This is a genomic window from Nonomuraea turcica (genome assembly GCF_030718205.1).
GTDB lineage: Bacteria > Actinomycetota > Actinomycetes > Streptosporangiales > Streptosporangiaceae > Nonomuraea.
Genome location: NZ_JAUZQF010000017.1, coordinates 161,391 through 182,874, shown reverse-complemented (window position 1 = coordinate 182,874; position 21,484 = coordinate 161,391). Strand labels below are relative to the sequence as shown.

General features: G+C 71.2%; 19 protein-coding genes. 10 read left to right on the top strand and 9 right to left on the bottom strand.

The window, feature by feature from the left end:
- Positions 1-36 precede the first annotated feature (36 nt).
- Entirely contained in the window at positions 37-447 is a 411-nt protein-coding gene (locus tag Q9G87_RS37865; RefSeq protein WP_305921389.1) for a VOC family protein, read from the top strand.
- Here the strand turns inward: Q9G87_RS37865 and Q9G87_RS37860 are convergent.
- From Q9G87_RS37860 to Q9G87_RS37850, 3 genes are all read right to left on the bottom strand, one after another.
- Positions 444-749, bottom strand: a complete 306-nt coding sequence (locus tag Q9G87_RS37860; protein WP_305921388.1) for a hypothetical protein — start codon at positions 747-749, stop codon at positions 444-446. The genes Q9G87_RS37865 and Q9G87_RS37860 overlap by 4 nt on opposite strands.
- A 3-nt stretch (positions 750-752) precedes the next feature.
- Positions 753-1,370, bottom strand: coding sequence for a maleylpyruvate isomerase family mycothiol-dependent enzyme (locus Q9G87_RS37855; protein WP_305921387.1), 618 nt, complete (start codon positions 1,368-1,370; stop codon positions 753-755).
- 78 nt (positions 1,371-1,448) lie between these two features.
- On the bottom strand, positions 1,449-2,396 hold the full coding sequence (locus tag Q9G87_RS37850) for an RNA polymerase subunit sigma-70 (protein WP_305921508.1): 948 nt from the start codon (positions 2,394-2,396) through the stop codon (positions 1,449-1,451).
- 157 nt (positions 2,397-2,553) lie between these two features.
- Between Q9G87_RS37850 and Q9G87_RS37845 the strand changes: the two genes are divergently transcribed.
- The 3 genes from Q9G87_RS37845 (at position 2,554) to Q9G87_RS37835 (ending at position 6,077) form a co-directional block, all read left to right on the top strand.
- Positions 2,554-3,621, top strand: a complete 1,068-nt coding sequence (locus Q9G87_RS37845) for an SMI1/KNR4 family protein (protein ID WP_305921386.1) — start codon at positions 2,554-2,556, stop codon at positions 3,619-3,621.
- 159 nt (positions 3,622-3,780) lie between these two features.
- Positions 3,781-5,481, top strand: coding sequence for a histidinol-phosphatase (locus tag Q9G87_RS37840; protein ID WP_305921385.1), 1,701 nt, complete (start codon positions 3,781-3,783; stop codon positions 5,479-5,481).
- Positions 5,478-6,077: a hypothetical protein gene (locus Q9G87_RS37835; RefSeq protein ID WP_305921384.1), complete on the top strand. Its 600-nt coding sequence runs from the start codon at positions 5,478-5,480 to the stop codon at positions 6,075-6,077. The genes Q9G87_RS37840 and Q9G87_RS37835 overlap by 4 nt, the downstream gene beginning before the upstream one ends.
- Positions 6,078-6,144: 67 nt before the next feature.
- Here Q9G87_RS37835 and Q9G87_RS37830 read toward each other — a convergent pair whose 3' ends face one another.
- Complete coding sequence (locus Q9G87_RS37830; RefSeq protein ID WP_305921383.1) at positions 6,145-6,585, bottom strand: hypothetical protein; 441 nt, start codon at positions 6,583-6,585, stop codon at positions 6,145-6,147.
- Between the two features lie 89 nt (positions 6,586-6,674).
- Entirely contained in the window at positions 6,675-7,622 is a 948-nt protein-coding gene (locus Q9G87_RS37825) for a lytic transglycosylase domain-containing protein (protein WP_305921382.1), read from the bottom strand.
- A 189-nt stretch (positions 7,623-7,811) separates the two neighbouring features.
- Here Q9G87_RS37825 and Q9G87_RS37820 point away from each other — a divergent pair, with 189 nt between their 5' ends.
- Positions 7,812-9,668, top strand: coding sequence for a LamG-like jellyroll fold domain-containing protein (locus tag Q9G87_RS37820; protein WP_305921381.1), 1,857 nt, complete (start codon positions 7,812-7,814; stop codon positions 9,666-9,668).
- An 8-nt stretch (positions 9,669-9,676) separates the two neighbouring features.
- Here Q9G87_RS37820 and Q9G87_RS37815 read toward each other — a convergent pair whose 3' ends face one another.
- Complete coding sequence (locus Q9G87_RS37815; protein WP_305921380.1) at positions 9,677-10,453, bottom strand: AraC family transcriptional regulator; 777 nt, start codon at positions 10,451-10,453, stop codon at positions 9,677-9,679.
- 85 nt (positions 10,454-10,538) lie between these two features.
- Here Q9G87_RS37815 and Q9G87_RS37810 point away from each other — a divergent pair, with 85 nt between their 5' ends.
- The gene (locus Q9G87_RS37810; RefSeq protein ID WP_305921379.1) at positions 10,539-11,348 is read left to right on the top strand and encodes a phytanoyl-CoA dioxygenase family protein; all 810 of its coding nucleotides are present in this window, start codon (positions 10,539-10,541) and stop codon (positions 11,346-11,348) included.
- Positions 11,345-11,605 (top strand): hypothetical protein, encoded by a 261-nt coding sequence (locus Q9G87_RS37805; RefSeq protein WP_127934273.1) that lies wholly within the window; start codon positions 11,345-11,347, stop codon positions 11,603-11,605. Before Q9G87_RS37810 ends, Q9G87_RS37805 begins: the two co-directional genes overlap by 4 nt.
- A gap of 433 nt (positions 11,606-12,038) precedes the next feature.
- On the opposite strand, the gene Q9G87_RS37800 is transcribed toward Q9G87_RS37805, so the two are convergent.
- Entirely contained in the window at positions 12,039-12,809 is a 771-nt protein-coding gene (locus Q9G87_RS37800; RefSeq protein WP_305921378.1) for an SDR family oxidoreductase, read from the bottom strand.
- 177 nt (positions 12,810-12,986) lie between these two features.
- On the opposite strand from Q9G87_RS37800, the gene Q9G87_RS37795 reads away from it, so the two are divergent.
- Together Q9G87_RS37795 and Q9G87_RS37790 are read left to right on the top strand one after the other, a co-directional pair.
- Positions 12,987-14,759 carry an aldehyde ferredoxin oxidoreductase C-terminal domain-containing protein gene (locus Q9G87_RS37795; protein ID WP_305921377.1) on the top strand — a complete coding sequence of 591 codons (1,773 nt, stop codon included), beginning with the start codon at positions 12,987-12,989 and terminating at the stop codon, positions 14,757-14,759.
- 114 nt (positions 14,760-14,873) lie between these two features.
- Entirely contained in the window at positions 14,874-16,055 is a 1,182-nt protein-coding gene (locus Q9G87_RS37790) for a PP2C family protein-serine/threonine phosphatase (protein WP_305921376.1), read from the top strand.
- Positions 16,056-16,064: 9 nt separating this feature from the next.
- On the opposite strand, the gene Q9G87_RS37785 is transcribed toward Q9G87_RS37790, so the two are convergent.
- Positions 16,065-17,324, bottom strand: coding sequence for an SGNH/GDSL hydrolase family protein (locus Q9G87_RS37785; protein WP_305921375.1), 1,260 nt, complete (start codon positions 17,322-17,324; stop codon positions 16,065-16,067).
- Positions 17,325-17,546: 222 nt separating this feature from the next.
- On the opposite strand from Q9G87_RS37785, the gene Q9G87_RS37780 reads away from it, so the two are divergent.
- Positions 17,547-18,980, top strand: a complete 1,434-nt coding sequence (locus Q9G87_RS37780; RefSeq protein ID WP_305921374.1) for a non-reducing end alpha-L-arabinofuranosidase family hydrolase — start codon at positions 17,547-17,549, stop codon at positions 18,978-18,980.
- A 21-nt stretch (positions 18,981-19,001) separates the two neighbouring features.
- Here Q9G87_RS37780 and Q9G87_RS37775 read toward each other — a convergent pair whose 3' ends face one another.
- The gene (locus Q9G87_RS37775) at positions 19,002-21,455 is read right to left on the bottom strand and encodes a beta-galactosidase (protein ID WP_305921373.1); all 2,454 of its coding nucleotides are present in this window, start codon (positions 21,453-21,455) and stop codon (positions 19,002-19,004) included.
- Between the last annotated feature and the right edge of the window lie 29 nt (positions 21,456-21,484).

Genomic DNA, 21,484 nt, shown 5'->3' with positions numbered 1-21,484 from the left:
TCTTCTCCATGCGACCTTCGAAGGGAGTCTTGGACCATGCGGCCGCGTCTGCAAGTAACCTCCGTGACGATCGGAACATCACAACCGCGCGAGCTCGCGCGGTTCTATTCCCACTTGCTGGGCCTGCCCGTCACCACCGAAGAAGGCCCGGCACCAGACGAACCTGAGGAGGGCGGCTGGGCGCAGATCCGCCCGCCGGAGCACACGGTCGCCCCCACCCTCAATTTCGAGTACGAGCGGTGTTACGCAAGGCCGGTGTGGCCGAGTGTCTCCGGCCAGCAGACCGCTTCCCAGCATCTCGACATCGAGGTCGACGATCTGGACGCGGCAGTGGAGTGGGCCGTGGGGTGCGGTGCGGTGCCGGCCGAGTTCCAGCCGCAGGAGGAGGTCCGCGTGCTGCTGGATCCCGACGGGCACCCTTTCTGCCTTTTCCGCCGAACCTCTTAACCCTTCACGTGCGACCAGCAGATGTGGACGAGTTCTGCGAGAAGGCCGGCGTCACATCGGGCGATGTCGGCTCGGACACCGATCGGCTTCCCGTTCCGCTCCATCACCTCAATGGAACCCGGAGACCGCAAGGCGGCCGCTTCGGCAGCCTCAGGTGGCAGAGCGAACGTGATGTGGGTTCCTCCCTCGATGCCGATCACGTTCTTGCCTTTGACCCGGATCGTGGGCCGCTTGAAGTGAGTGCCCTCGGTCGTGTCCGGCAGGCCGAGCGCCAGGCTGCGCAGCTCGTCTACGGTGCTCATCGATCACTCTCCCCTGTGCGAGGCGGTCCGGCCCTGCGGGAGGGGCCGGCGTCCGGTGATGGTCAGCAGGATGTCCTTGACCGGCATGTCGACGGGCTCGCCCTCGCCCAGGCGTACGTCGGCGTCCATGCCGCGCAACTGGATGCCGGCGAGGTCGACCCCGAAGTACGACAAGCTCCGGGCGTTCGTGCTCGCCAGCACGAGGGCGATGCGCTCGGCCGGGGACGACGGCAGACCCAACGGCTCGGTGATGTCGAGGCCGTGGATGGTGTCGTGAGCCAGTGCTCCGGCAGGCCCTCCGCCTGGCGGCTGCCATGCGTTGGTGATGTTGGCGCGCAGGGAAGCGAGGAGTTCGGCGTCGGACATGCGGGTGGTGTCCTTGCGGGCGGCCCGATCGGCGTACCGGTCGAAGGAGAACCGTGCCGCGGCCAGTCCCACCACGAGCCGGGGCAGGGTCGTGCGGAAGGGCGCGGTGATGTGAGCGACGACTTCACGCACCCGCCATCCCGAGCACAGGGACGGACGGTCCCAGTCCTTGTCGTGGAGTCCGGCGAGCAGACTCGCCAGTCGCTCTCTCTCGGCGTGGATGTGCTGCGTCAGGTCGGTGTCGGTCGATGACATGAAGGTGGCCTTCGGGTCGTAGTGGATGTGTCATCCCTTCTACGAAGGAAGGCGGCTGGACTCATCGGTTCCCTAGGATCAGTTTTCGAGGAATTCCGGCAGACCGAACGCGCCGAAGCGGTCACCATAGCCCAGGAACGTGACGATCTCGCTGATGCGCCCACTCCGGAGCTCGAGCACCAAGAGGGCGAACGGCACCAGGACCCCGTTCTCGTCCGGCCGGTACTGACCGAGCGTCCAGCACCCGTTGGCCGGCCCGCCGCGGACAAGACGGTCATCGGCACAGGCATCCGTACTCGACATCGCCGCGACGACATGCGCCGGCCCGTCCAGCCACCACAGGAAGGGCGGCATCCCTGACCGGACATCGTCGGCCAGCACACCGACCAGCGTGTGGACGTCGTGCGTCTGGAAGGCGTCCACGTAGCGCTGCAGAAGATCGCGCTGAGCCACGTCGTCCGGCTCGGGCGCGTCAGCTGGACGCGGCCGGTGCTTCTCCAGCGTGGCCCGCGCTCTCTGCAACGCGCTGTTCGCCGCCGCCACCGACGTCTCCATGATCTCGGCAGCCTCGGCGGCGGTGAACCCGAGGACATCCCGCAGCACCAGCACGACACGCTGACGCGGCGGCAACCACTGCAGAGCGGTGATGAAGGCCAGGCGCAGCGTCTCATGTCGCATGGCGAGGTGCGCCGGGTCGGCCGTTCCCGTCAAGCGAGAGTCCGCCAACGGCTCCACCCACCGCGCGGCCGCGAGAGGGACACCGATGTCGGTGCCACTCGACGCCGGCCCCATGTCCCACGGCAACGCCCGTCGCTCTGCGCTTCGCAGCATGTCCAGACAGACATTCGTGGCAATCCTGTGCACCCACGTCGAGAGCCCCGCTCGATCCGGGTCATAACCCTCGATCGCCCGGAACGCCCGCAGCATCGTCTCCTGCACGGCGTCGTCGACCTCGCTCGAGGCACCGAGGAGGCGATAGCAGTATCCGGTCAACGGACCCCGCAACGACTCCAGACTCGTCAACACCGAATCGGATTCATCCCATACGACCACCCACCCATGATGACAAGCGAATCGACGACCTCAGCAGGCGTCATCGGTTCACAGAGGAGACCGCGCCCGCGCTGTCGGGGGCGTCTGCTGAGATGAGCACGACATGATCACCGTAGTGAAGGAGTGTCACATGGACCGCACCGCCTGGAGGCCGTTCCTGGAGCGCTGGAGCGAGGAATGGCTCGCCACCTCCCGCGAGGAGAAGACGACGCGGCGACCGTTCGAGGAGCCGATCAGCGGCAACTGGCTCGGGTACGCCCCCGCCTCGGCCGCGCAGGTGGCGGAGGCGGAGGAGCGGCTGGGGCGCACGCTGCCGCCGTCGTTCCGGGAGTTCCTGCTGACGACGGACGGCTGGCGCCGGGCGGGCGTCTCCGGCGGTCACCTGGTCCCCGCCGAAGACCTCGGCTGGTTACGGGACCTGGAGCCCATGTGGGCCGAGGCCTACGACCAGTCCGACGAGTGGGAGGACGACTGGGCCGCCTACGAGCTGTTCTCGTGGTCCGGCATGGGCCCGACACGGCACGGCTCCTTCTACGAGCTGATGTACGACCTGTACGCGGGATTCCACGCCCTGGACCGCCCGCAGTGCCAGACCCAGCGCGAGTGGGACGACAAGATCGAGCAGGCGCGTCTAGCGAGCCTGGCGGGCGAGGTCGACGGCCCGCTGGCGGTGCTGACCGAGGCCGCGCGGTTCGGGCGGAACCGGGCGATGTTCCTGCTCTTCCAGATGCAGACCATGCTGCGCGATCACGCGGCGGGCCAGACGATCCTGTCGGCGTTGCGGCACGGCGACGAGCTCGCCTGGCCGCCGGATGAGGATCTCCTGACGGCCGAGGTGCTGCCCGCGCTGCTGCCCGAGCACGAGCTCGCCGGACGCTTTGGCAGTCTCTCCATCCTCGACACCCTGGCCCAGCTCGGGTCCGACCCGGTGAGGCGGCTGGTCTCCGGCTTCCCGGAGCGGGCGGCCGAGCCCGGGTTCCGCGTCCGGTTCGGCAACGCGGAGTTCGACGCGGCGGTACGCGCCGCCGTCGCCGCTCCCGGGGCCGACCCGTGGCCGCTGCTGCGCGAGGCCTTGACGGTGTGGCGGCCGATGAGCGAGGACCACATCGCACCGATCGCGCTGCTGGCCGACCCCGAGGTCGCGGCCCTGATCACGCCGGAGCGGGGGCGCGAGATCCTCTCCACCCGGCGAGGCTGACCACCTGGAGGCCTTCCCACGTGCCGGCGTCCGCCCTGTTTTCACAGCTCACAGGCAGACGTTGATCTCTTGGCGTTCATGTCCGCTTCATCCGGTTCCGCCACGCTCCCGCCGTAGCCGGTGCACCCTCATTTCCGGCGGGACGGAGAACGCGAAGTCATGGGCCACGGGCACCATCACCACGAGCACGAGCAGCCGCACGAAGGGGACGGCGCGGCGGCGCGGGATCTTTCGATTCCGGACGGCGAGCTGTCCCCGGGGCAGCTGTCCCGGCGCCGGATGTTCCGGCGGGCGGGCCTGCTCGGGGCGGGGCTCACGGCCGCCGGCGTGCTGGGGACGCCGGGCGTCGCGGCGGCGGACGGCGAGCAGCAGAGCGCGGGGCGCGGGCGGGAGCCGAAGGACGGCTACCTGTGGCTGGCCGGCGACCACCACATCCACACCCAGTACAGCTCGGACGGCATCTACCGGGTGATCGACCAGGTACGGCACGGCAACGCGTACGGGCTGGGCTGGATGGTCATCACCGACCACGGCGGCGCGACGCACGCGAAGATCGGCGTGGACAAGGTCAACCCGGACATCGTGGCCGCCCGCGAGGCCGTCAAGGACACGCTGGTCTTCCAGGGGCTGGAGTGGAACATCCCGGCCGCCGAGCACGGCACGGTGTTCGTCGCCCCGGGCAGCAACGAGGTGGCGACGCTGAAGGAGTTCGAGAGCTCCTTCGACGGCTCGGTCAAGGGCGCCGGGGCGAGCACGCCGCAGAACGAGGCCCTGGCGATCGCCGGGCTGAACTTCCTGGCCGAGGCCGTCAGACGGCGCCGGGTTCCTGACGCGTTGTTCCTCGCCAACCACCCGTCCAGGAAGGGCCTGGACTCGCCGCACGAGATCCGCGGGTGGCGGGACGCCCAGCCGTCGATCGCGGTCGGCATGGAGGGCGCGCCCGGCCACCAGGCGGCGGGCATCGCCAAGCCGAACGGACCGGGCGGCGGCCGCGGCTACTACGACAGCAACCCGGGCGCGGACTCCTTCCGCGCGTACCCGGCCGAGAGCTACAAGACGTTCGGCGGGTTCGACTGGATGACCTCCACCGTGGGCGGGCTGTGGGACAGCCTGCTGGCGGAGGGCAAGCCGTGGTGGATCACCGCGAACTCCGACGCGCACTGGGTGCACGGCGACACCAGCGACCGCGGCCCGGGCAGCGACTTCAACGCCAACGGCAAGTACGAGGACCCTGTCTACAAGGGTGTGGCGAACTTCGGCTCCGGCGACTTCTGGCCCGGCTACTACAGCCGGACGCACGTCGGCAGCCAGGGCTTCGACTACCGGGCCGTCATGGAGGGTCTGCGCGCCGGCCGGATCTGGGTCGACCACGGCGGGCTGATCAGCGGGCTGGTGGTGCGGGCGCGGGCGGCCGGGACCGGGCAGCGCGGGGTCACCCTCGGCGACACCCTGCACGTGCGGCAGGGGGCGCGGGTCGAGCTGGCCATCGAGATCACCCTCGCCGGGCGGCCGAACTGGGCGCAGGTCGTGCCGGCGCTGGCCCGGGTGGACGTCATCCAGGGTGACGTCACCGGCCCGGCCGCCGACAAGGACGCCTTCACCACGCCGAACACGAAGGTCGTGCAGTCGTACGAGGTGAACAAGAACAGCGGGACCGTGACGTTCACGTACCAGCTGGGCGCGATCGACCGGCCGGTGTACGTGCGGCTGCGCGGCACCGACGGCAAGCGCAGCGCGCCGGGCCTGCTGGGCGCGGCCGTGGACCCGCACGGGCCGGCGATCGACGTGTACGGCGACGCCAACCCGTGGAACGACCTGTGGTTCTACAGCAACCCGATCTGGGTGCTGCCGCGCCGATGATCCTCGGTTTCGACGCGGGGTCGCGAACCCTTCAGCAGGCCGAGCACCTGCTCCACACCGTGGCGCAGGCGCTCGGCCTGCCGGGCGACGCCGTCGGATGCACCCATTTCGTCCCGGCGGACGCGGCAGGCGGCGACCCGCACGTGGCGTGCTCGCTGGCCGTGCCGCAATCAGCCGCGGAGTCGGTAGCGGAGTCGGTAGCGGAGTCGGTAGCGGCGTCGGTCGCGGGCGTTCCCGCGGACGTGTCGTGGGTGCTCGGCGAGCACCGTGCAGGGCCGCTGGCGGACGGGGCGGCGCTGGCGGCGGCGGAGCACGAGGCGCGGCGGGGCGGGCGAGTGGCCGCCTATCCCGGCCGTGACCTGCTCACGGGCACCGTGCGCGTGGGCGAGTTGCTAGGCAGGTCCGCCATCGAACGGGTGGTGGTGCTCGCCTCCCCCGATCCGCCCGGCGACGACGTGCTGGTCGTGACCGCCGACCATGTCAGACCGGTGTGGCGGGACGGACTGATGACGCTGCTGGCGATGCCCGCCGCCGGCGGCCGCGTCGCGCCGGCCGAGGTGCCCAACCCCACACCCTGCTGCGCCGACCACGCGTAGTTCGCGGCGTGGATGGTCCGGGTCCGCAGCGAGGCCTCGAGCCGGAGCCGCAGCCACGGGGAAGGGATCAGGTTGCGTGCGGGCCGGCACCGCCCTCACATGCCTCCCGCATCTTCCCCGTGGCGATGAAGTCCACCGCGATCCGGTAGAAGCTGACGATCGATTCGCCGGCTTCCACCCCGTCACGAAACTGCTTGCGTATTTTCGCGAACGGGAACGCCATGGTGCCTTCAGGAAGGAGCACACCCCATGCGTCATCGTCAGATTTGTGCCAGCTACCGCCCGTGGCAGCGATGACGCATGCGCCCAGGAACGAGCCGAGCACACCGACCAGGCCGCCGATCCGCTCCAGGTCGAAGTCCGGCCGGGAACGCTGCCGCTCGATGAAGCCCTCGACCCACTCGACGGACTCCGGGTTGAGACCGAAGCTCACGTCACTGAGAGGTCCGAGCTGGTCGATCGCGAGGCTGACGTTCGCCTCGATCTGCTGCAGTTCCTGTTCGTGCACCTGAGGATGGTGACATCAACCCGCAAAGCCGATCAAGCCGGTTTCAGGCCCACCGCATACGGTGGTCGATGCCGACCCGCCGGCCTGGGTCAGCGCGGACCGGTCAGGCGGCGCTCGCCGGCCGTGGTGAGGACGAACACCTGCCAGTTGTAGTAGACGTAGTAGTTCCTCGCGTCCCGCTTGATCTGGCGGGCGTGCCGGAGGATGGCGTCCACGTACGCCTGCGAATGGTTGTAGGCGTACAGGGCCCGCCGGTAGTTACCCGGGGCGCCGCTGGCGCGCAGGTAGTTGGCCGCCGCCATGACGGCGTCCTGGTGATCGTGGACGTCGCCGCCCATCCCGTACGCCCGCCACGTCCCGGGCATGAACTGCATGGGCCCCTGGGCGCCGGTGTGGCTGGCGGACCTCACCCGGCCGAACTTGGTCTCGGCGAACATCACCGCCGCCAGCACCTCCCACTCCACCCCGAATCGGCGCTCGGCCTTCTTGAAGTAGCCGAGCAGCTCGGCCGCCGGGCGGGGGGCGGCGACCTTGAACGTGGCGGACGGCTTGACGGGGTGGGCCAGGGCGAGCAGCCCGCGGATCGCGGTCGTGTTGTCCTTGGCCTGGGCGGCGAGCGCGGCGGGCAGGCGGGCGAAGGCCTGGGAGGCGACCGCGGGGTTGCGGGCGGCGTGGCGGTAGATGCGCTGCTGGTAGAGGGCCAGGAGCTGGACGTCCTGGGGCGGCTCGCCCTTCTTGGACCAGCGGTCGATGGCGGCGTGCAGCGCGGTGGTGGTCTTGCGCAGGGCGGCGGCCAGCCGGGCGGCATCCTTGGGGACGGCCGCGCCGGGGGCGGGGAGGTCGCCGGCCGCGGACGGGCTCGCCGTCGTGCTGGGAGAGGGCGTCGCCGGCGACGACGCCGCGTATCGGCTGCTCCCGGACGCGCCGGCGTTCCCCGCAGGGGCCTGGCCGCAGGAGGCGAGGCAGGCGAGGGCCGCGGCCGCGGCTACGGCGCGGGCGGGGCGTCGTGGACGGTTGAGGCGTTGGCGTTCCTCCATGGTCGGCCAACCTACCCGGTCCCGCCACCGTGTCACGAACGCCGACCGGCATCCGGCGCTGTCGTGGCGGCGCCACGTGCGGCTGGGTGAAGATTTCCACCGTCGGAGGGCAGGCGTTCGCGCCGGGGGAACCACCGGGCCACGTGCGCGGCTCATGGTGCTGCGCGGCACCCTGAAACGGAGAACCCCATGACCCACCCCTCGCTCGGCCGCCGCACGTTACTCCAGGCGGCCGTCGCCGCGCCCGCCGGAGCCCTGTTGAGCATGAGCACCACCCCTGCCCAAGCCGCGACCGGCGGCAGGCACGACCGGGACAACCCCCGCTTCACCATCGGCGTGCTGCCCGACACGCAGTACCTCTTCGACGAGGACCGCTCCGACCCCGCCCCCGTACGCCAGACGTTCCGCTTCCTCACCGGAGACGAGCGCGAGAGCAGGAACATCGCGTTCATGACGCACCTGGGTGACGTGACCGAGCACGGCACCGAGCACGAGATCGGCCTGGCCGGCGACGCGTTCAAGGCCATCGACGGCAAGCTGTCCTACAGCGTGCTCGCCGGCAACCACGACGTCCGGTCCTCGACCGACGACCAGCGCGGCGACAGCGCGTACCTGCGGGCGTTCGGCCCGGCGAGGTATGCCGGGATGCCGACGTTCCGTGGCGCCTCGCCCGACGGCTACAACACCTACCACGTGCTGGAGGCCGGCGGGAGCGGGAGGCGATGGCTGGTGCTGGCGCTGGACTGGCGCATCTCGGACAAAGGCCTGCAGTGGGCGCAGGGCGTCATTGACGCCAACCGCACGCTGCCCGTCATCCTCACCACGCACGACCTGGCCTGGGCCGACGCGTCGGGCAAGGCGGCGCTGTCGCAGTACGGCCAGCGGCTGTGGGACACGCTGATCCGGCGCAACGACCAGATCTTCCTGACGCTCAACGGTCACTACTGGCCGCCCGGCCGGACGGTGCTCAAGAACGACGCGGGACACGACGTGCACGTGCACATCGCCAACTACCAGGACCGCTACTACGGCGGCGCGGGCATGGTCCGGCTCTACGCCTTCGACCTGGTGCGGAACGTGATCGACGTGGAGACCCTGTCGCCGTGGCTGCTCGATCGCGACCCGGAGGACCGCACGCTCCTGGAGGCGGAGAACCTCGAGCTGACCGGGCCCGTGGACCGCTTCAGCATCGACATCGACTTCGACGAGCGGTTCGCCGGGTTCGCCCCGCGCACCCTGCCTCCGGCCCGGCCGGCGAAGGGCGTGATGCCGAGGGGGACGGTGGCGTACTGGCGGTTCGACGCCGAGGGGTTCGGCGGCGCGGGCGCGGACGGCGCGGTCGTCCCCGCGGGCGCGGTCGTACGTGACCTCACCGGCGGCGGCAACGACCTGACCATGGAGTTGCTGCACGCCAGCGCCCCCGAGGTGCTGAAGTGGTCGGCCGAGCACCACGAGGGCCAGCCGGCCCACGCCAGCCTGCGCTTCGACGGCGGCAAGAGCCCGGACCGGGGCGCCGTGCTCAGGTCGTCGGCCGCCGCCCCGATCAACAGCATGAGGTTCGAGACCGGGTACACGATCGAGGCGTTCATCAAGCTGCCGGACCCGTTCGCCGGCGACCACGCGTGGATGGGCATCCTGAGCTGGGAGGGCCGCAGCGGCGACGCGGGCAAGACCAGTGGCTGGTCGCCCGAGGAGCCGACGTGCAGCCTCAACCTGTCGCCCGAGCGGTTCCTGCAGTACGTCGTGTATCCGACCGACCGGGACGCCGACCCCACGTCGTGGAGCCACTCCCTGCCGGTCGGGCGCTGGACGCACGTCGCGGTCGTCAACGACGCGCGGCGGACCGTGATGTACGTGGACGGGTCGAAGATCGCCCGGAATCCTGCCCAGCCGTCGAAGGGCATCTCCACACTGGGCAGGCCGTTCGCGATCGGGGGCACCCAGTTCGCGCTGAAGTACGGACAGGGGTACTACGGCTGGATCGGTGACGTGCGGATCGTGGCGCGGGCGCTGCGGCCGAAGGACTTCCTGACGCCGTACGAGTGATGCGCAGTTCACCGGCCGCCGGCGGGGCCGCCCTGGGCCCGTAAGGCCCGGGGCGAGGCGCCCAGCTCGCGGCGGCAGGCCTTGTTGAACGCCTGCAGGTCCGGGATGCCCACGGCGGCGGCGATCGCGGGGATCGCCAGCGTCGACTCGCGCAGCAGGTGCAGCGCCCGGGCCAGGCGCCGGCGGCGGATGTAGCCGACGACGGTGTGCCCGGTATGCGCGCGGAACAGCCGGGTGAGGTGGTTGTGGGAGACCCCGGCGGCGCGGGCGATGCCGGGCACGCTCAGCGGCGCCGCCAGGTCCGCCTCGATGTGCTCGATGGCGGCCGCCACGACCGCGTCCGCGCTGCCGGCCACGGGCAGCCCGGCCACCCGCCAGAGCACCGTCCACACCTCGGCCGACGCCCGCGCCCGGGTGTCGGGCACGGCGGCGATGGCCTGCCGCAGCGAGGCCGCGATGAGGGGCGCCTGGTCCCCGGCGTCGCGCATGACGGCCACGTCGCGCCGCTCGCCGGCACCGGGCAGGCGGAAGTGCGCGTACAGGTGCTCCGATCTGCCCCGGTAGTGGTAGTGCACCTCGGCGCCGGGCGGGACAAGGCTGACGTGGCCGGGCCTGATCGGGTGGGTGGTGCCTTCGAGCACCAGCTCGGCGGTGTAGCCGTACAGGTGGAGTTGCCACAGGTCGGGCAGTTTGAACACGTCGTGCGAGCTGACGACGCCGTGCACGCCCACGCCCGCCCCGGCCACGACCGGAGGGTCGGACAGGGCGAGGGCGACTCTCCGCATAGACACATATATATAGGTGAAAACCGACCACTAGTCGATGATTACAACCCATTACATGGCATATGCGTGATCGTAGGTTCGTGGCATGCGAACCACTTTGCTGACTTCGGCGCAGGTGGCCGGGTTCGTGGCGGCCGGCTACCTGCGGCTCGACGGGGTCGTCCCGGACGAGCTGAACGAGCAGGCGATCGACGTGCTGGAGGCGGGCATCCCCCACGTGCCGTACGGGACCCCGCTCGACGTCGCCTTCCCCGAAGGGTCCTTCGCCCGCAGGCTGGTCGAGGTGCCCGCGGTCGCCGGAGCCCTGCGCTCCCTCGTCGGCCCGGACCCGACCGTCGACCACCACGCCGTGCACGTGCGCGAGCCGCACGGCGGCGAGGCCCAGCCGCTGCACGCCGACGCCATCATCGACACCCGCATGGACGCCTTCGACGTGCAGCTCATGTACTACCCGCGCGAGGTGACCGCGGACATGGGCGGCACCCTGGTGGTGCCGGGCAGCCACCTGCGCCGCATCAACGAGAGCGACACCGGCCGCTACCAGAACCTGCGCGGGCAGACCCGGCTCACCTGCCCGCCCGGGACCGTGATGCTGCTGCACCACGGCATCTGGCACGGCGGCCGCCGCAACGACAGCGACCAGCGCCGGTACATGTTCAAGATCCGTTTCAACCCGACCGTGCCGCAGGTGCGCCTCTGGGACACCTCCGACCTGGCCGACCCGGCCGTGACCGACGAGCTGAACCGGCGTTTCCCCTGGTACGAGCACGCGACAGGGCGGCTGGAGATCCACAACCGGGTGCGCCTGTGGCGGGCGATGACCGCCGCCCCGGCTTTCGACATCGACTACTGGACGACACGCGTGAACAACCGCCCCGGGAGGGTCGTCGCATGAAGCAGCAGGTCCTCGTTCTCTACCTGGCCACCTCCGCGCTCGACGCCCCCGTGGTGGGCTGGTCCTCCTACGACGGCACCGGGCGTACCCATCCGACCGCGGGGGACGGGGACGAGCCGCCGTACGAGACCGGGGTGGACGCCCTGCGCGACGGCTGGCGGCTGTTCCAGGCCTCGCAGCTCATCCCACCGTATCCCGGCAGCGAATACGACACGTCGTTCCTGAAGCACGAGTTCTTCTTCGAGAAGCTTTCTTGACCTGCACCTCGCCCTGAAGGGACGAGGATTCCCGTGCCGCCTTCGGCGGCAACCCGCGGCGTTGGACGCCATGGGTGATGGAACGGGGTGCTTGACGCTTCACAGACCGGGCAACCCCGAAGTCTCCACGTCCTGAGACGACCAGCCCGGCCGCCTTGTTCCATAAAAGCGATCTCCCGTGTGGCTTGATTATCGCTCACTCGTTCGATAATCAGCGATGATGGACCCGGCCACGTCACTACTGCAAGTGATTTCGTCAAGGTTCTGGGTCCGCGCTGTGCGCTCCGGTCTGCCCCGCCTTCGGCGGGCCATCCCCTGGCGGGCACGCATTCATCCACGGCCTGAAGGCCGATGGCTTTCTGCGGCTCTTGGTAAGGCAGCGAACCCATGCCTTATCGTGTGGATCGCCCGGAGAGGTCCGGGAAATCCGCGGTCAGACGTCGGTGAAGGCGTACTCCTTGGCGAGGTCGGCGACGGTGAGCGTGCGGCCCGAGTGCCGGGCCACGCCGGGGTCCTCCAGCAGGGCGCGAACGGCCCGGCCGGGGAACTCCACCGAGTCGCTGCCCGGCAGGTCGTCGCCGAGCACCGCGACGATCGCCTCCGTGCGGGTGAGGCCGGGTGACAGGGCGAGCGCGGTGACGCCGTGCGGGCGCAGGTCGTGGGCGAGAGTACGGGCCAGGCGGGCGACGCTCGTCATGGCCAGGTCGTAGAAGACGTGACCGGCGATCACCTCCGCGGACGCGTCGGCGTACCCGGTGAGCACGACCAGGCCCCGCCGCTCAATCAGCAGCGGGGCGGCGTGCCACGCGGACACGAGGTGGCTGCGTACCCCAAGGTGCATCATGTTGTGCCAGTGGTCGAGCGGGAGCGTCCAGAACGGCCCGCCGTGGAACGGCAGGGCGTTGCCGTCGAACGCGTTCGCGACCAGCAGGTCGAGGCCGCCGTGCTCGGCGCGTACCCGCTGGAAGAGCACTTCTACGGCCTGGTCGTCGGCGTGGTCGACGTGGACGGGAACGCCGCGCCCGCCGCGCTCGTCCACCTGCTCGGCGGTGTCCTCGACCGCGCCCGGCAGATCGGAGTGGCGCTGATCACGGCTCTCGCGGTCGGTGACGTAGACGGTCGCCCCGGTCTCGCCGAGGACGAGCGCGATGCCGCGGCCCACGCCACGCGCGGCTCCGGTCACGACGGCGACGGTTCCTGTCATCTGGACGTCCCTCCCTGGTTCGCCCCGCGGTCACCGTCGCGGGACGAACGTGCCGGCCGGTGCGGCAGCATGGCCTTGAAGAAGCGTTTCATCCGGCTCCCCTGCCCGCAGCTGGGCTTGCGACGCGCAAGTGTTGTGTGATGGTGTGCCGCCGCAGCGTTTAAGGGAGGTCGTGCCGTGCCGTTGATCGTCGATCTGACCAGCGGGACCGTCGAGCGTGAGCACCGCTTCGGCGAGCCGGGGCATTACGGCGGGTCCATACTCGGTCTGCGGTTGCTTGCCGAGCGCATCCCCGCCGGGCTCGACCCCTTCGACCCGCGGGCGTTGGTGTTCGTGGCGGCGGGGATGCTCGGCGGGACGCGCGCGCCCGGCCTGGCCAAGGGCGTCTTCCTGGCCAAGTCGCCGTTGACCGGGGTGGCCGGGGAGGCGCATGCGCTGGGGCCGTTCGCGGCGGGAATGCGGGGCGCCGGTGTCGAGGCGCTGGCGGTGACGGGGCGCGCCGAGCGGCTTTCCTACCTGGTGGTCCGCGATGGCGAGGTCTCGTGTCACGAGGCCGGGGAGTTGCGCGGTCTGGGCACCGCCGCCACCACCGACGCGCTCCGGGCGCGGCACGGACAGGGCGCGCACGTCGCGGCGATCGGGCCGGCCGGGGAGAACCTCGTCCGGTACGCGAGCGTCGTCACCGACTACGCCTACGCCGCCGGGCGGTATGGGATCGGCGCGGTGTTCGGCGCCAAGAACCTCAAGGCGATCGTGTGCGTGGGCGACGCGCCGGCCGAGGTCGCCGATCCGGCGGCGGTCGCCGCGATCGACCACTACTACCGTGACGCGATCGCCGGCAACCCGCTGGCCGCCCTCCAGGCCGGCGAGCCGGGGTTCGCCGGCTGGGCCGGGGAGCCGCCGGTCCCCGGGTACGCCTCCGTCCGGAACTTCACGCTGCCAGGGGGATTGCGGGTTCCCGGCGTGCGGGACTACAACGGCCGGGCGGTGGCGCTCAGGGGCGCCTGTCCCGGGTGCCCGAACGACTGCCTCAAGGTGTACGCCTCTCCGTCCGCGGACGAGCGCAGGTCCGGCGGGCTCGGGCAGGAGGCGTTCCTGTCGCTGGGGTGGAATCTCGGGATCGACGACCTCGACACCGTGCTGGACGCCAACGCCCTCTGTAACGATCTCGGGCTCGACCAGGTCTCCCTCGGCGGGACGCTGGCCTTCGCGATGGAGTGCGCCGAGCGCGGGCTGCTGCCGGGCGGGCCCGCGTTCGGCGACGCCGCGGCACTGCCCGGGCTGATCAGGGACGTCGCGCGGCGCGCGGGCGACCTCGGCGACCTGCTGGCCGAGGGGGCGGCCCGGGCCGCCGCGCGGCTCGGGCCGCAGACCGCGCCGTACGCGATGACCGTCAAGGGCGCCGAGTTGCCCTGCTTCGACCCGCGCATCCAGCCGGGGATCGGGCTCGGGTACGCCCTCGCCCCCAACGGGCCCCGCTACGACGCTTTGGAGCACGATCTCGACTTCGATCCCGTCGCGGGGCTCGCCTACAGCTTCCCCGAGGCCGCCAGGATCGGAGCCCGGCCAGCGCCCGCGGGCGTGCTCGACGCCGAGCGGGGGCGGCGCAGCGCCCGCCTGCTGCGGTTGTGGAGCGGGCTGGACGCGCTCAACCTGTGCGTGTTCGCCTCCTCCCCCACCAGGCCGCTGACCATCGATCGCCTGACCGCGCTCGTCACCGCCGTGCACGGCCGGGACTTCACGCTGGAGGACCTGCTGGCGGCCGGGCAGCGGCGGCTCGACGAGCTGCGGGCGTACGCCGCCCGCGAGGGCATGGGCGGGCGCGACCAGCTGCCCGCGCGGATGCACGACGAGCCGGTCGCCGAAGGGCCTTACAAGGGCGCCGTGCTGGACCGGGAGGCGTTCGCGCGGGCGCGCGACGCCTTCTACGACGAGCTCGGCTGGCGCTGACCCCCGCCGCTGCCGCCCTGGTCGCGCTGGGTGACGGGCGGTGGGCGGGGTATGGGTCACTGCACGGGGGAGGAGGAGCCGTTGCAAAGTGACGGTGAGCGTACGCTGGGCGGTTTGCTCGAGGCCACGCACCTGGCCGCGATGGAGGACCTGCCGGCCCTGGTGGCCGCCCATGCCCGGCTGCTCGGCTGCTCCGACACCGTGATCTACGCCACCGATCTGCAGCAACTCCTCCTGGTGCCGCTGCCGGGGCAGCTGGGCCCGTCCGGGGAGCCGCTCGAGCCCATGAGGATCGACAGCACGATGGCGGGCCGCGCGTTCCGCGTCGTGGAGATCGTCCAGGCCAAGACCGTGCCGGCGGGTGATGGGCGGCGGTTGTGGGTGCCGTTGCTGGACGGGACCGAGCGGGTCGGGGTGCTGGGGGCGACCGTGTCCGCCTACGACGAGCTGGTCGAATGGCGGGTCAAGCAGCTGGCGTCCCTGGTGGCGGTGCTGATGATCAGCAAGCGGCCGCACAGCGACTCGTTCGCCCGGCTGGTCCGCGCCCGGCCGATGACCCTGTCGGCCGAGGTGATGTGGACCCTGCTGCCGCCGGGCACGTTCGCCAGCGACGACGTGGTGGTCAGCGCCGCGCTCGAGCCCGCCTACGAGATGGGCGGCGACGCCTACGACTACGCGGTCGACGGCTCCCTGCTGCATCTGGCGCTGTTCGACGCGATGGGGCACGACACGTCGGCCGGGCTGACCGCCAGCGTCGCCATGGGGTCGTGCCGCCACAACCGCCGCCTGGGGATGGAGCTGCCCGCGATCAGCGAGGCCGTGGACGCGGCGATCAAGGAGCATTTCACCGGCCGGTTCGCCACCGGCATTCTGGCCTGCCTGGACCTGCGTACGGGGCAGCTGAGCTGGGTCAACCGCGGCCACCATCCGCCGCTGGTGATCCGCGGCGGCCAGTGCGTGACCACGCTGGAAAGCGCCCCCATCCCGGACCCGCCGATGGGGTTCGGTCTGGGGATCTCCACGGGTCTGCTCCGTTACCAGCTGCAGCGCGGCGACCGGCTGCTGTTTTACACCGACGGCATCATCGAGGCGCAGAGCCCGGACGGGGAGACCTTCGGGCTGGAGCGCTTCGTCGACTTCGTCATCCGCCAGGAGGCCGACGGCGTGTCGGCGCCGGAGACGCTGCGCCGGCTGATCCAGGCCATCCTGCGGCACCAGAGCGGCCGCCTGCAGGACGACGCGACCGTGCTGACGGTCGAGTGGCGCAGCGAGCGCCGGCACCAGCTCACGATGTGAGCGCGTCCGTCACCGGTGGAACAACCGGGCGGGCACGGCGTGCGCGAGTGCCTGGTAGCCGGCCGGGCTCAGATGCAGGCCGTCGCCCACGTCGTACGACGTCAGCAGCCGCCGGGGGTCGGCAGGATCGCGGACCGCCCGGTCGAAGTCGATCACGGCGTCGAACCTGCCGCTCGTGCGGATCCAGTCGTTGACCGCCTGCCGGGTCGCGTCCCTGAGCCCTTGGGCGTCGTCGTAGGAGTTGCCGCCGAAGGGGGTGAGCGTCGCCCCGTAGACGGCCAGGCCCCGTGCCTGGGCCCGGACGATGATCTGGTCGTAGGCGGCGATCAGCTCGTCGGCGACCTTCTTCTGGGCATCCTGCGTGGCCGGGGCGGTGCCGATGTCGTTGACGCCCTCGAAGACGATCAGCCATGTTGCGCCGCTGCGGGCGAGCACGTCGCGGTCCAGCCGGGCCAGGGCGGCCGGGCCGAGGCCGTCGTTCAGCACCCGGTTGCCGCCGGCCGCCTGGTTGGCGATGGCAGGACCGGAGCGGCCCAGCCGGTCGAAGAGCTGGTCGGGCCAGCGGTTGTTGAGGTTGGTGGTGGAGCCCCTGCCGTCGGTCAGGGAGTCCCCGAGCAGGACGAGCGCCGCGGTGGAGCGCTTGGACCACACTTCGATGGAGCTGAGGAAGTACCAGTGGTCGACGGGGGTCGCCCCGGCGAGATCCTCGGCGTCGGCCTGGTTGCCCTTCGCCAGGTAGGAGGTGGTGCGCGAGCCCGGGTGCGAGGTGATGGCGCTGGAGGCCTGTCCCTCGGCGAGGTAGACGGTCACGGCCAGCACGGAGCCTGCGGGCAGCTGCAGGTCCAGCGGGTCGGACACCACCAGGGCGCCGGCGGGGACGGTCGTGGACGGACGGCCGTGGAACGTCACCGGCCGGGCGGTGCCCGGCTGGATCGCGCTGACGCCCGCCGTGCCGCCGGCTGGGAATGCCACGGTGACCCGGGTGATGGGCAGGGGCGCGCCGCCGAAGGCGTTGGAGAAGCGCAGCCGTATTCGCTGTCCGCCGGCCGACACCCGCACGGTCTGCCGCAGCGTGCTGTCGGCCATGACCAGGTTGCCTGCCGTGTACGGCGCGGGCGGCAGGTTGTGGGGCTCGGTGAGCTGCGGCATCGCGGTCCAGGTGTCCACCCAGTGCCCGTTCGGCGCGTTGCCGTCGCCGATCGCGGGCGAGGTCGTCAGCACCCCGGCGCCGAGAGCCGCGACGATCACCAGCTTCAACCCTCTGCCCATGGCCCGCCTCGCTCCTCGAAACATTTCCGCCGAGTGTCGATCATTTCCACGCGGACGGCAAGGGATCATACCCGGCATTGAAAGTTTCACCTCGCCGGCCGCGCGCCTGCCACGATGTCCCAGGCAGGCGGCGGGAGCGATAGGGGCCGAAAGTTTCTGATTGATTAGCCGGAAATATCCCTGAGACGCTCGTCCACCACCGGCTATGACACGGAGGACGCAGTGCATCTCAACCGCCCCCGGTCCTGGATCGCCGCGGCGGCCGCCGCCACGATGGTCATCCTGGCCCTGATCGCCGCACCGACCGCGCAGGCCGCGCCCGGCTGCCGTGTGGAGTACACGGTGACCAACCAATGGTCGAATGGTTTCGGCGTGAATGTTAGCGTTATCAACCTGGGTGATCCGCTCACCGGCTGGCGTGTGACCTGGTCGTTCACCGCCGGGCAGACGATCACGCAGCTGTGGAACGGCGCCGTCGCGCAGTCCGGCACCCAGGTCGCCGTCTCCAACGCCGCCTACAACGGCTCGCTCGCCACCGGGGCGAGCACGTCGTTCGGCTTCAACGGCTCGTGGAACGGCTCCGCCAACCCGGTGCCGTCGGACTTCGCGCTCAACGGCACCCCCTGCACCGGCGGCAGCACGCCGACCGCGACGCCGACGGTCACGCCCACGGTCACGCCCACGGGCGGCACCGGCACGCTGCCGAGCAGCTTCCGCTGGCGCTCCACCGGCGCGCTGATCGCTCCCAAGCCCGACGCCGCCCACAGCAACATCGCGGCGGTCAAGGACCCATCGGTCGTCTACCACAACGGCCGCTGGCACGTCTTCGCCAGCACCGCCAGCAGCGCCGGCTACAACCTGGTCTACACGAACTTCACCGACTGGGCCCAGGCCGGCGCCGCGCAGCACCACTACCTGGACCAGAGCGCGATCGGCACCGGTTACCGGGCCGCGCCGCAGGTGTTCTACTTCGCGCCGCAGAACAGGTGGTACCTGGTCTACCAGACCGGCAACGCCTCGTACTCGACCACGACCGACATCTCCAACCCGCGGTCCTGGAGCGCGCCGCAGCACTTCTACTCGAGCATGCCGGACATCATCCGGCAGAACATCGGCTCCGGCTACTGGGTCGACATGTGGGTCATCTGCGACACCGCCAAGTGCTACCTGTTCTCCTCCGATGACAACGGCCACCTCTACCGCTCGGAGACGACGGTGGCGAACTTCCCCAACGGCTTCACCAACACGCAGATCGTGCTGCAGGACTCCAACAAGTACCGGCTGTGGGAGGCCAGCAACATCTACAAGGTCAAGGGCACGAACCAGTATCTGCTGCTGGTGGAGGCCATCGGCTCCGACGGCAGGCGGTACTTCCGCTCCTGGACCTCCACGAGCATCGGCGGCACGTGGACGCCACTGGCCGACACCGAGAGCAACCCGTTCGCCCGCGCGAACAACGTCACCTTCGACGGCACCGCCTGGACCAGGGACATCAGCCACGGCGAGATGATCCGCGACAGCAACGACCAGACGCTGACCATCAGCCCGTGCCAGATGCGCTACCTCTACCAGGGCATGGACCCGAACGCGAGCGGCGACTACAACTCGTTGCCGTGGAGGCTGGCGCTGCTCACGCAGACCAACTCCACCTGCTGAGAAGTCAGTACTCGGCGGCTTCTAGATCATGAGCGTGGTGCGCGGCACCGGGACGAACGTCGCCGAGCGCAGCTCCAGGGCTCCCTTCCCGGAGCGGACCTGGGGGGAGACGTAGACCGGCGCGTCCTCCGGGAAGGGCAGCAGGCGCAGCTCGACGGCCCCGTGTTCGAGGAGCTCGCGGCGGAAGCGCCGCAGGCCGATCTCCCAGGGCGCGCCGTGCCAGAACTGGTCGGCCACCAGGCGGCCGCCGATGGAGGCGCGGCCCACGTCGCCGGACCAGTCGAGGCGCAGCAGCACCTCGTCGTCCCCGTCGAGGAGGGCGGCGGGCACGGTGACGCGGTAGACGGCGGCGGCGTCGAAGTCGGCGTCGACCGGCGCGGACGCCCGGCCGGACTTGGCGTCGATGACCGTCCGCCTGGGCGGCCCGGCCGCCGCCACCTGCTCGGCGACGGCCGCAATCGGCTCCGCGTCCGTGACGAGCGGTTCGATGACGCTGAAGACGCCGTCGGTCGCTACATGGGGCGAGTCGTCGGCCGCCGTCAAGGCGGGGAAGACACGCAGCCGGTCACCGGCGTGACGGCTGCTCTCGCCACCGCCTTCCTGGACGCCACCGCCTTCCGGTGCGTGGCCGCCGGTGTGGGGCGCGGGGCGCGTGCAGTCTCCATACAGCACCAGCCGGTCGCCGTCCACGACGGTGGGCCGGGCGCTGAGGAGCAGCCGCTCGGCGCCCCCGACCTGGGCGCGGGTGGCGGTGAGCGCGCTCTCCTCGTCCAGCACCAGCACGTGGGCCACGGAACCATCTGCGGCGGTGACGCGCAGCAGGCAGCCGGGACCAGGGCGCAGGCCGCTCACCACCACATCGCCGCCGTCATGCGTCACCGTCACCGGCTCGCCGCCGCGGTGGTCGAGCCCGGGGCCGTCGATCGCGGCGACGGTGGAGCCGTCGAATACCAGCTCGACCGGGATACCCGCGACCTGCGCGAGCACCAGGACGGGGCCGTCGAGCGTGCAGACGGGCTGGGCGGAGGCGGTCAGGAGGGTGGCCGCGCCGACCGGGCGGGCGAGCGGCCAGACGAAGTACGCGCCCGACGGCACCGTCACGGGACGGCGCGGCACCACCAGGTCTCTGCCGCCGAGACGGACCGCGAACTGCACGTTCTCGTGCGCGGGCAGCGTCTCAACCGGCTGATGGTTGTTGACGAACAGGAAGCCGGAGCGGCCGTCGGAGCGCACGCACCAGCGCAGGGCATCGCGGTCAGCGGTGTCGGCGGGCGCGTCCGGCGGCATGGTGAGCGTCATGGGCGCGAGGTCGGCGCCGTCCGAGGCCAGCCACAGGTGCTGGAGCCGCAGCCGGACGTAGGACTCGCGGAACTGGCCGTACTCCCCCAGAGGCGCCTGGAAGTCATAGTTGATCACCGGGCAGTCGTTGGGGTAGCCGGTGGCGTGCGACTCCTGGAGGGTGCTGAGCTCGCCGATCTTCTGCGAGCCGCCGTGGTACATGTAGTAGCCCTGCCAGACGGACCCGCTGCCCAGTTTCACCAGCGACAACGCGGCCACGTCCGCGGCGGCGACGATCGGCCGCCGGTGGTAGGAGGTGTACATGCCGCCGCCCAGCTCGCAGGTGGCGAACGGGTAGCGCGCGAGGTGGCTCTCGTCCGTGCCGGACGGGCCGTCGCCGCGCAGGTCGGCGCCGATCGAGTCGTCGTCCCTGCCGGGCCCGAAGAAGTAGTGCGCCCGGCTCTGCCGCGGCCACCCGTCGTGCGGGGTGTCCCAGGCGGCCTCGGCGTACCCGCCGAACAGCGGGATCACCTCCCCGGGCGGCAGCTGGGCGTGCCCCCAGCCGGTCGCCGTCCACAGCGGCGCGTCGATGCCCGCCTCCTGGGCCAGGTGCTTGAGCGTGAGCAGGTGGCCGGGCTGGTCGTACAGCTCGTTCTCCAGCTGGACGCCGACGATGGGCCCGCCGTCGCGCCTGGTCAGCCCGCGCAGTTGCCGGCCGATCTGTGCGAAGAACGGCCGGACCAGGGCCAGGTAGCGCGGGTCGTCGGTGCGCGGCACGCAGTCTTCGGCCAGCAGCCAGTCGGGGAAGCCGCCGTTGCGGGACTCGCCGTGCCCCCACGGCCCGACCCGCACCACCACGTCGAGCCCGGCCTCCGCGCAGGTCGTCACCCAGCGGCGCAGGTCACGGTCGCCCCGCCAGTCGTAGTGGCCGCGACGCTCCTCGTGCAGGTTCCAGAAGACGTAGGCGGCCACGGCCGTCACCCCGCCGGCCCGCACCTTGAGCAGCTCTTCCCGCCACTCTGCGGCCGGGTAGCGGGCGAAGTGGAACTCGCCCATGACCGGGAACCAGGGGCGCCCGCCGCGCCGCAGGGTGCGTGAGTCGACGGTGATCGCATCCGGCCGGCCGGGCTCCTCCCCCATGGCGAGATGGCCGGTGATCGGCGGCTCTGGTGGTCCTGGGACGGAGACTCTCAGCACGGGCCTGATCGTAGCGGGGTTTCCGGCCA

Bases quoted from the DNA above. Each gene is read 5' to 3' on its own strand.
- Q9G87_RS37865 (WP_305921389.1), top strand. From the start codon at position 37: ATGCGGCCGCGTCTGCAAGTAACCTCCGTGACGATCGGAACATCACAA.
- Q9G87_RS37860 (WP_305921388.1), bottom strand. From the start codon at position 749: ATGAGCACCGTAGACGAGCTGCGCAGCCTGGCGCTCGGCCTGCCGGAC.
- Q9G87_RS37855 (WP_305921387.1), bottom strand. From the start codon at position 1,370: ATGTCATCGACCGACACCGACCTGACGCAGCACATCCACGCCGAGAGA.
- Q9G87_RS37845 (WP_305921386.1), top strand. From the start codon at position 2,554: ATGGACCGCACCGCCTGGAGGCCGTTCCTGGAGCGCTGGAGCGAGGAA.
- Q9G87_RS37840 (WP_305921385.1), top strand. From the start codon at position 3,781: ATGGGCCACGGGCACCATCACCACGAGCACGAGCAGCCGCACGAAGGG.
- Q9G87_RS37835 (WP_305921384.1), top strand. From the start codon at position 5,478: ATGATCCTCGGTTTCGACGCGGGGTCGCGAACCCTTCAGCAGGCCGAG.
- Q9G87_RS37825 (WP_305921382.1), bottom strand. From the start codon at position 7,622: ATGGAGGAACGCCAACGCCTCAACCGTCCACGACGCCCCGCCCGCGCC.
- Q9G87_RS37820 (WP_305921381.1), top strand. From the start codon at position 7,812: ATGACCCACCCCTCGCTCGGCCGCCGCACGTTACTCCAGGCGGCCGTC.
- Q9G87_RS37815 (WP_305921380.1), bottom strand. From the start codon at position 10,453: ATGCGGAGAGTCGCCCTCGCCCTGTCCGACCCTCCGGTCGTGGCCGGG.
- Q9G87_RS37810 (WP_305921379.1), top strand. From the start codon at position 10,539: ATGCGAACCACTTTGCTGACTTCGGCGCAGGTGGCCGGGTTCGTGGCG.
- Q9G87_RS37805 (WP_127934273.1), top strand. From the start codon at position 11,345: ATGAAGCAGCAGGTCCTCGTTCTCTACCTGGCCACCTCCGCGCTCGAC.
- Q9G87_RS37800 (WP_305921378.1), bottom strand. From the start codon at position 12,809: ATGACAGGAACCGTCGCCGTCGTGACCGGAGCCGCGCGTGGCGTGGGC.
- Q9G87_RS37785 (WP_305921375.1), bottom strand. From the start codon at position 17,324: ATGGGCAGAGGGTTGAAGCTGGTGATCGTCGCGGCTCTCGGCGCCGGG.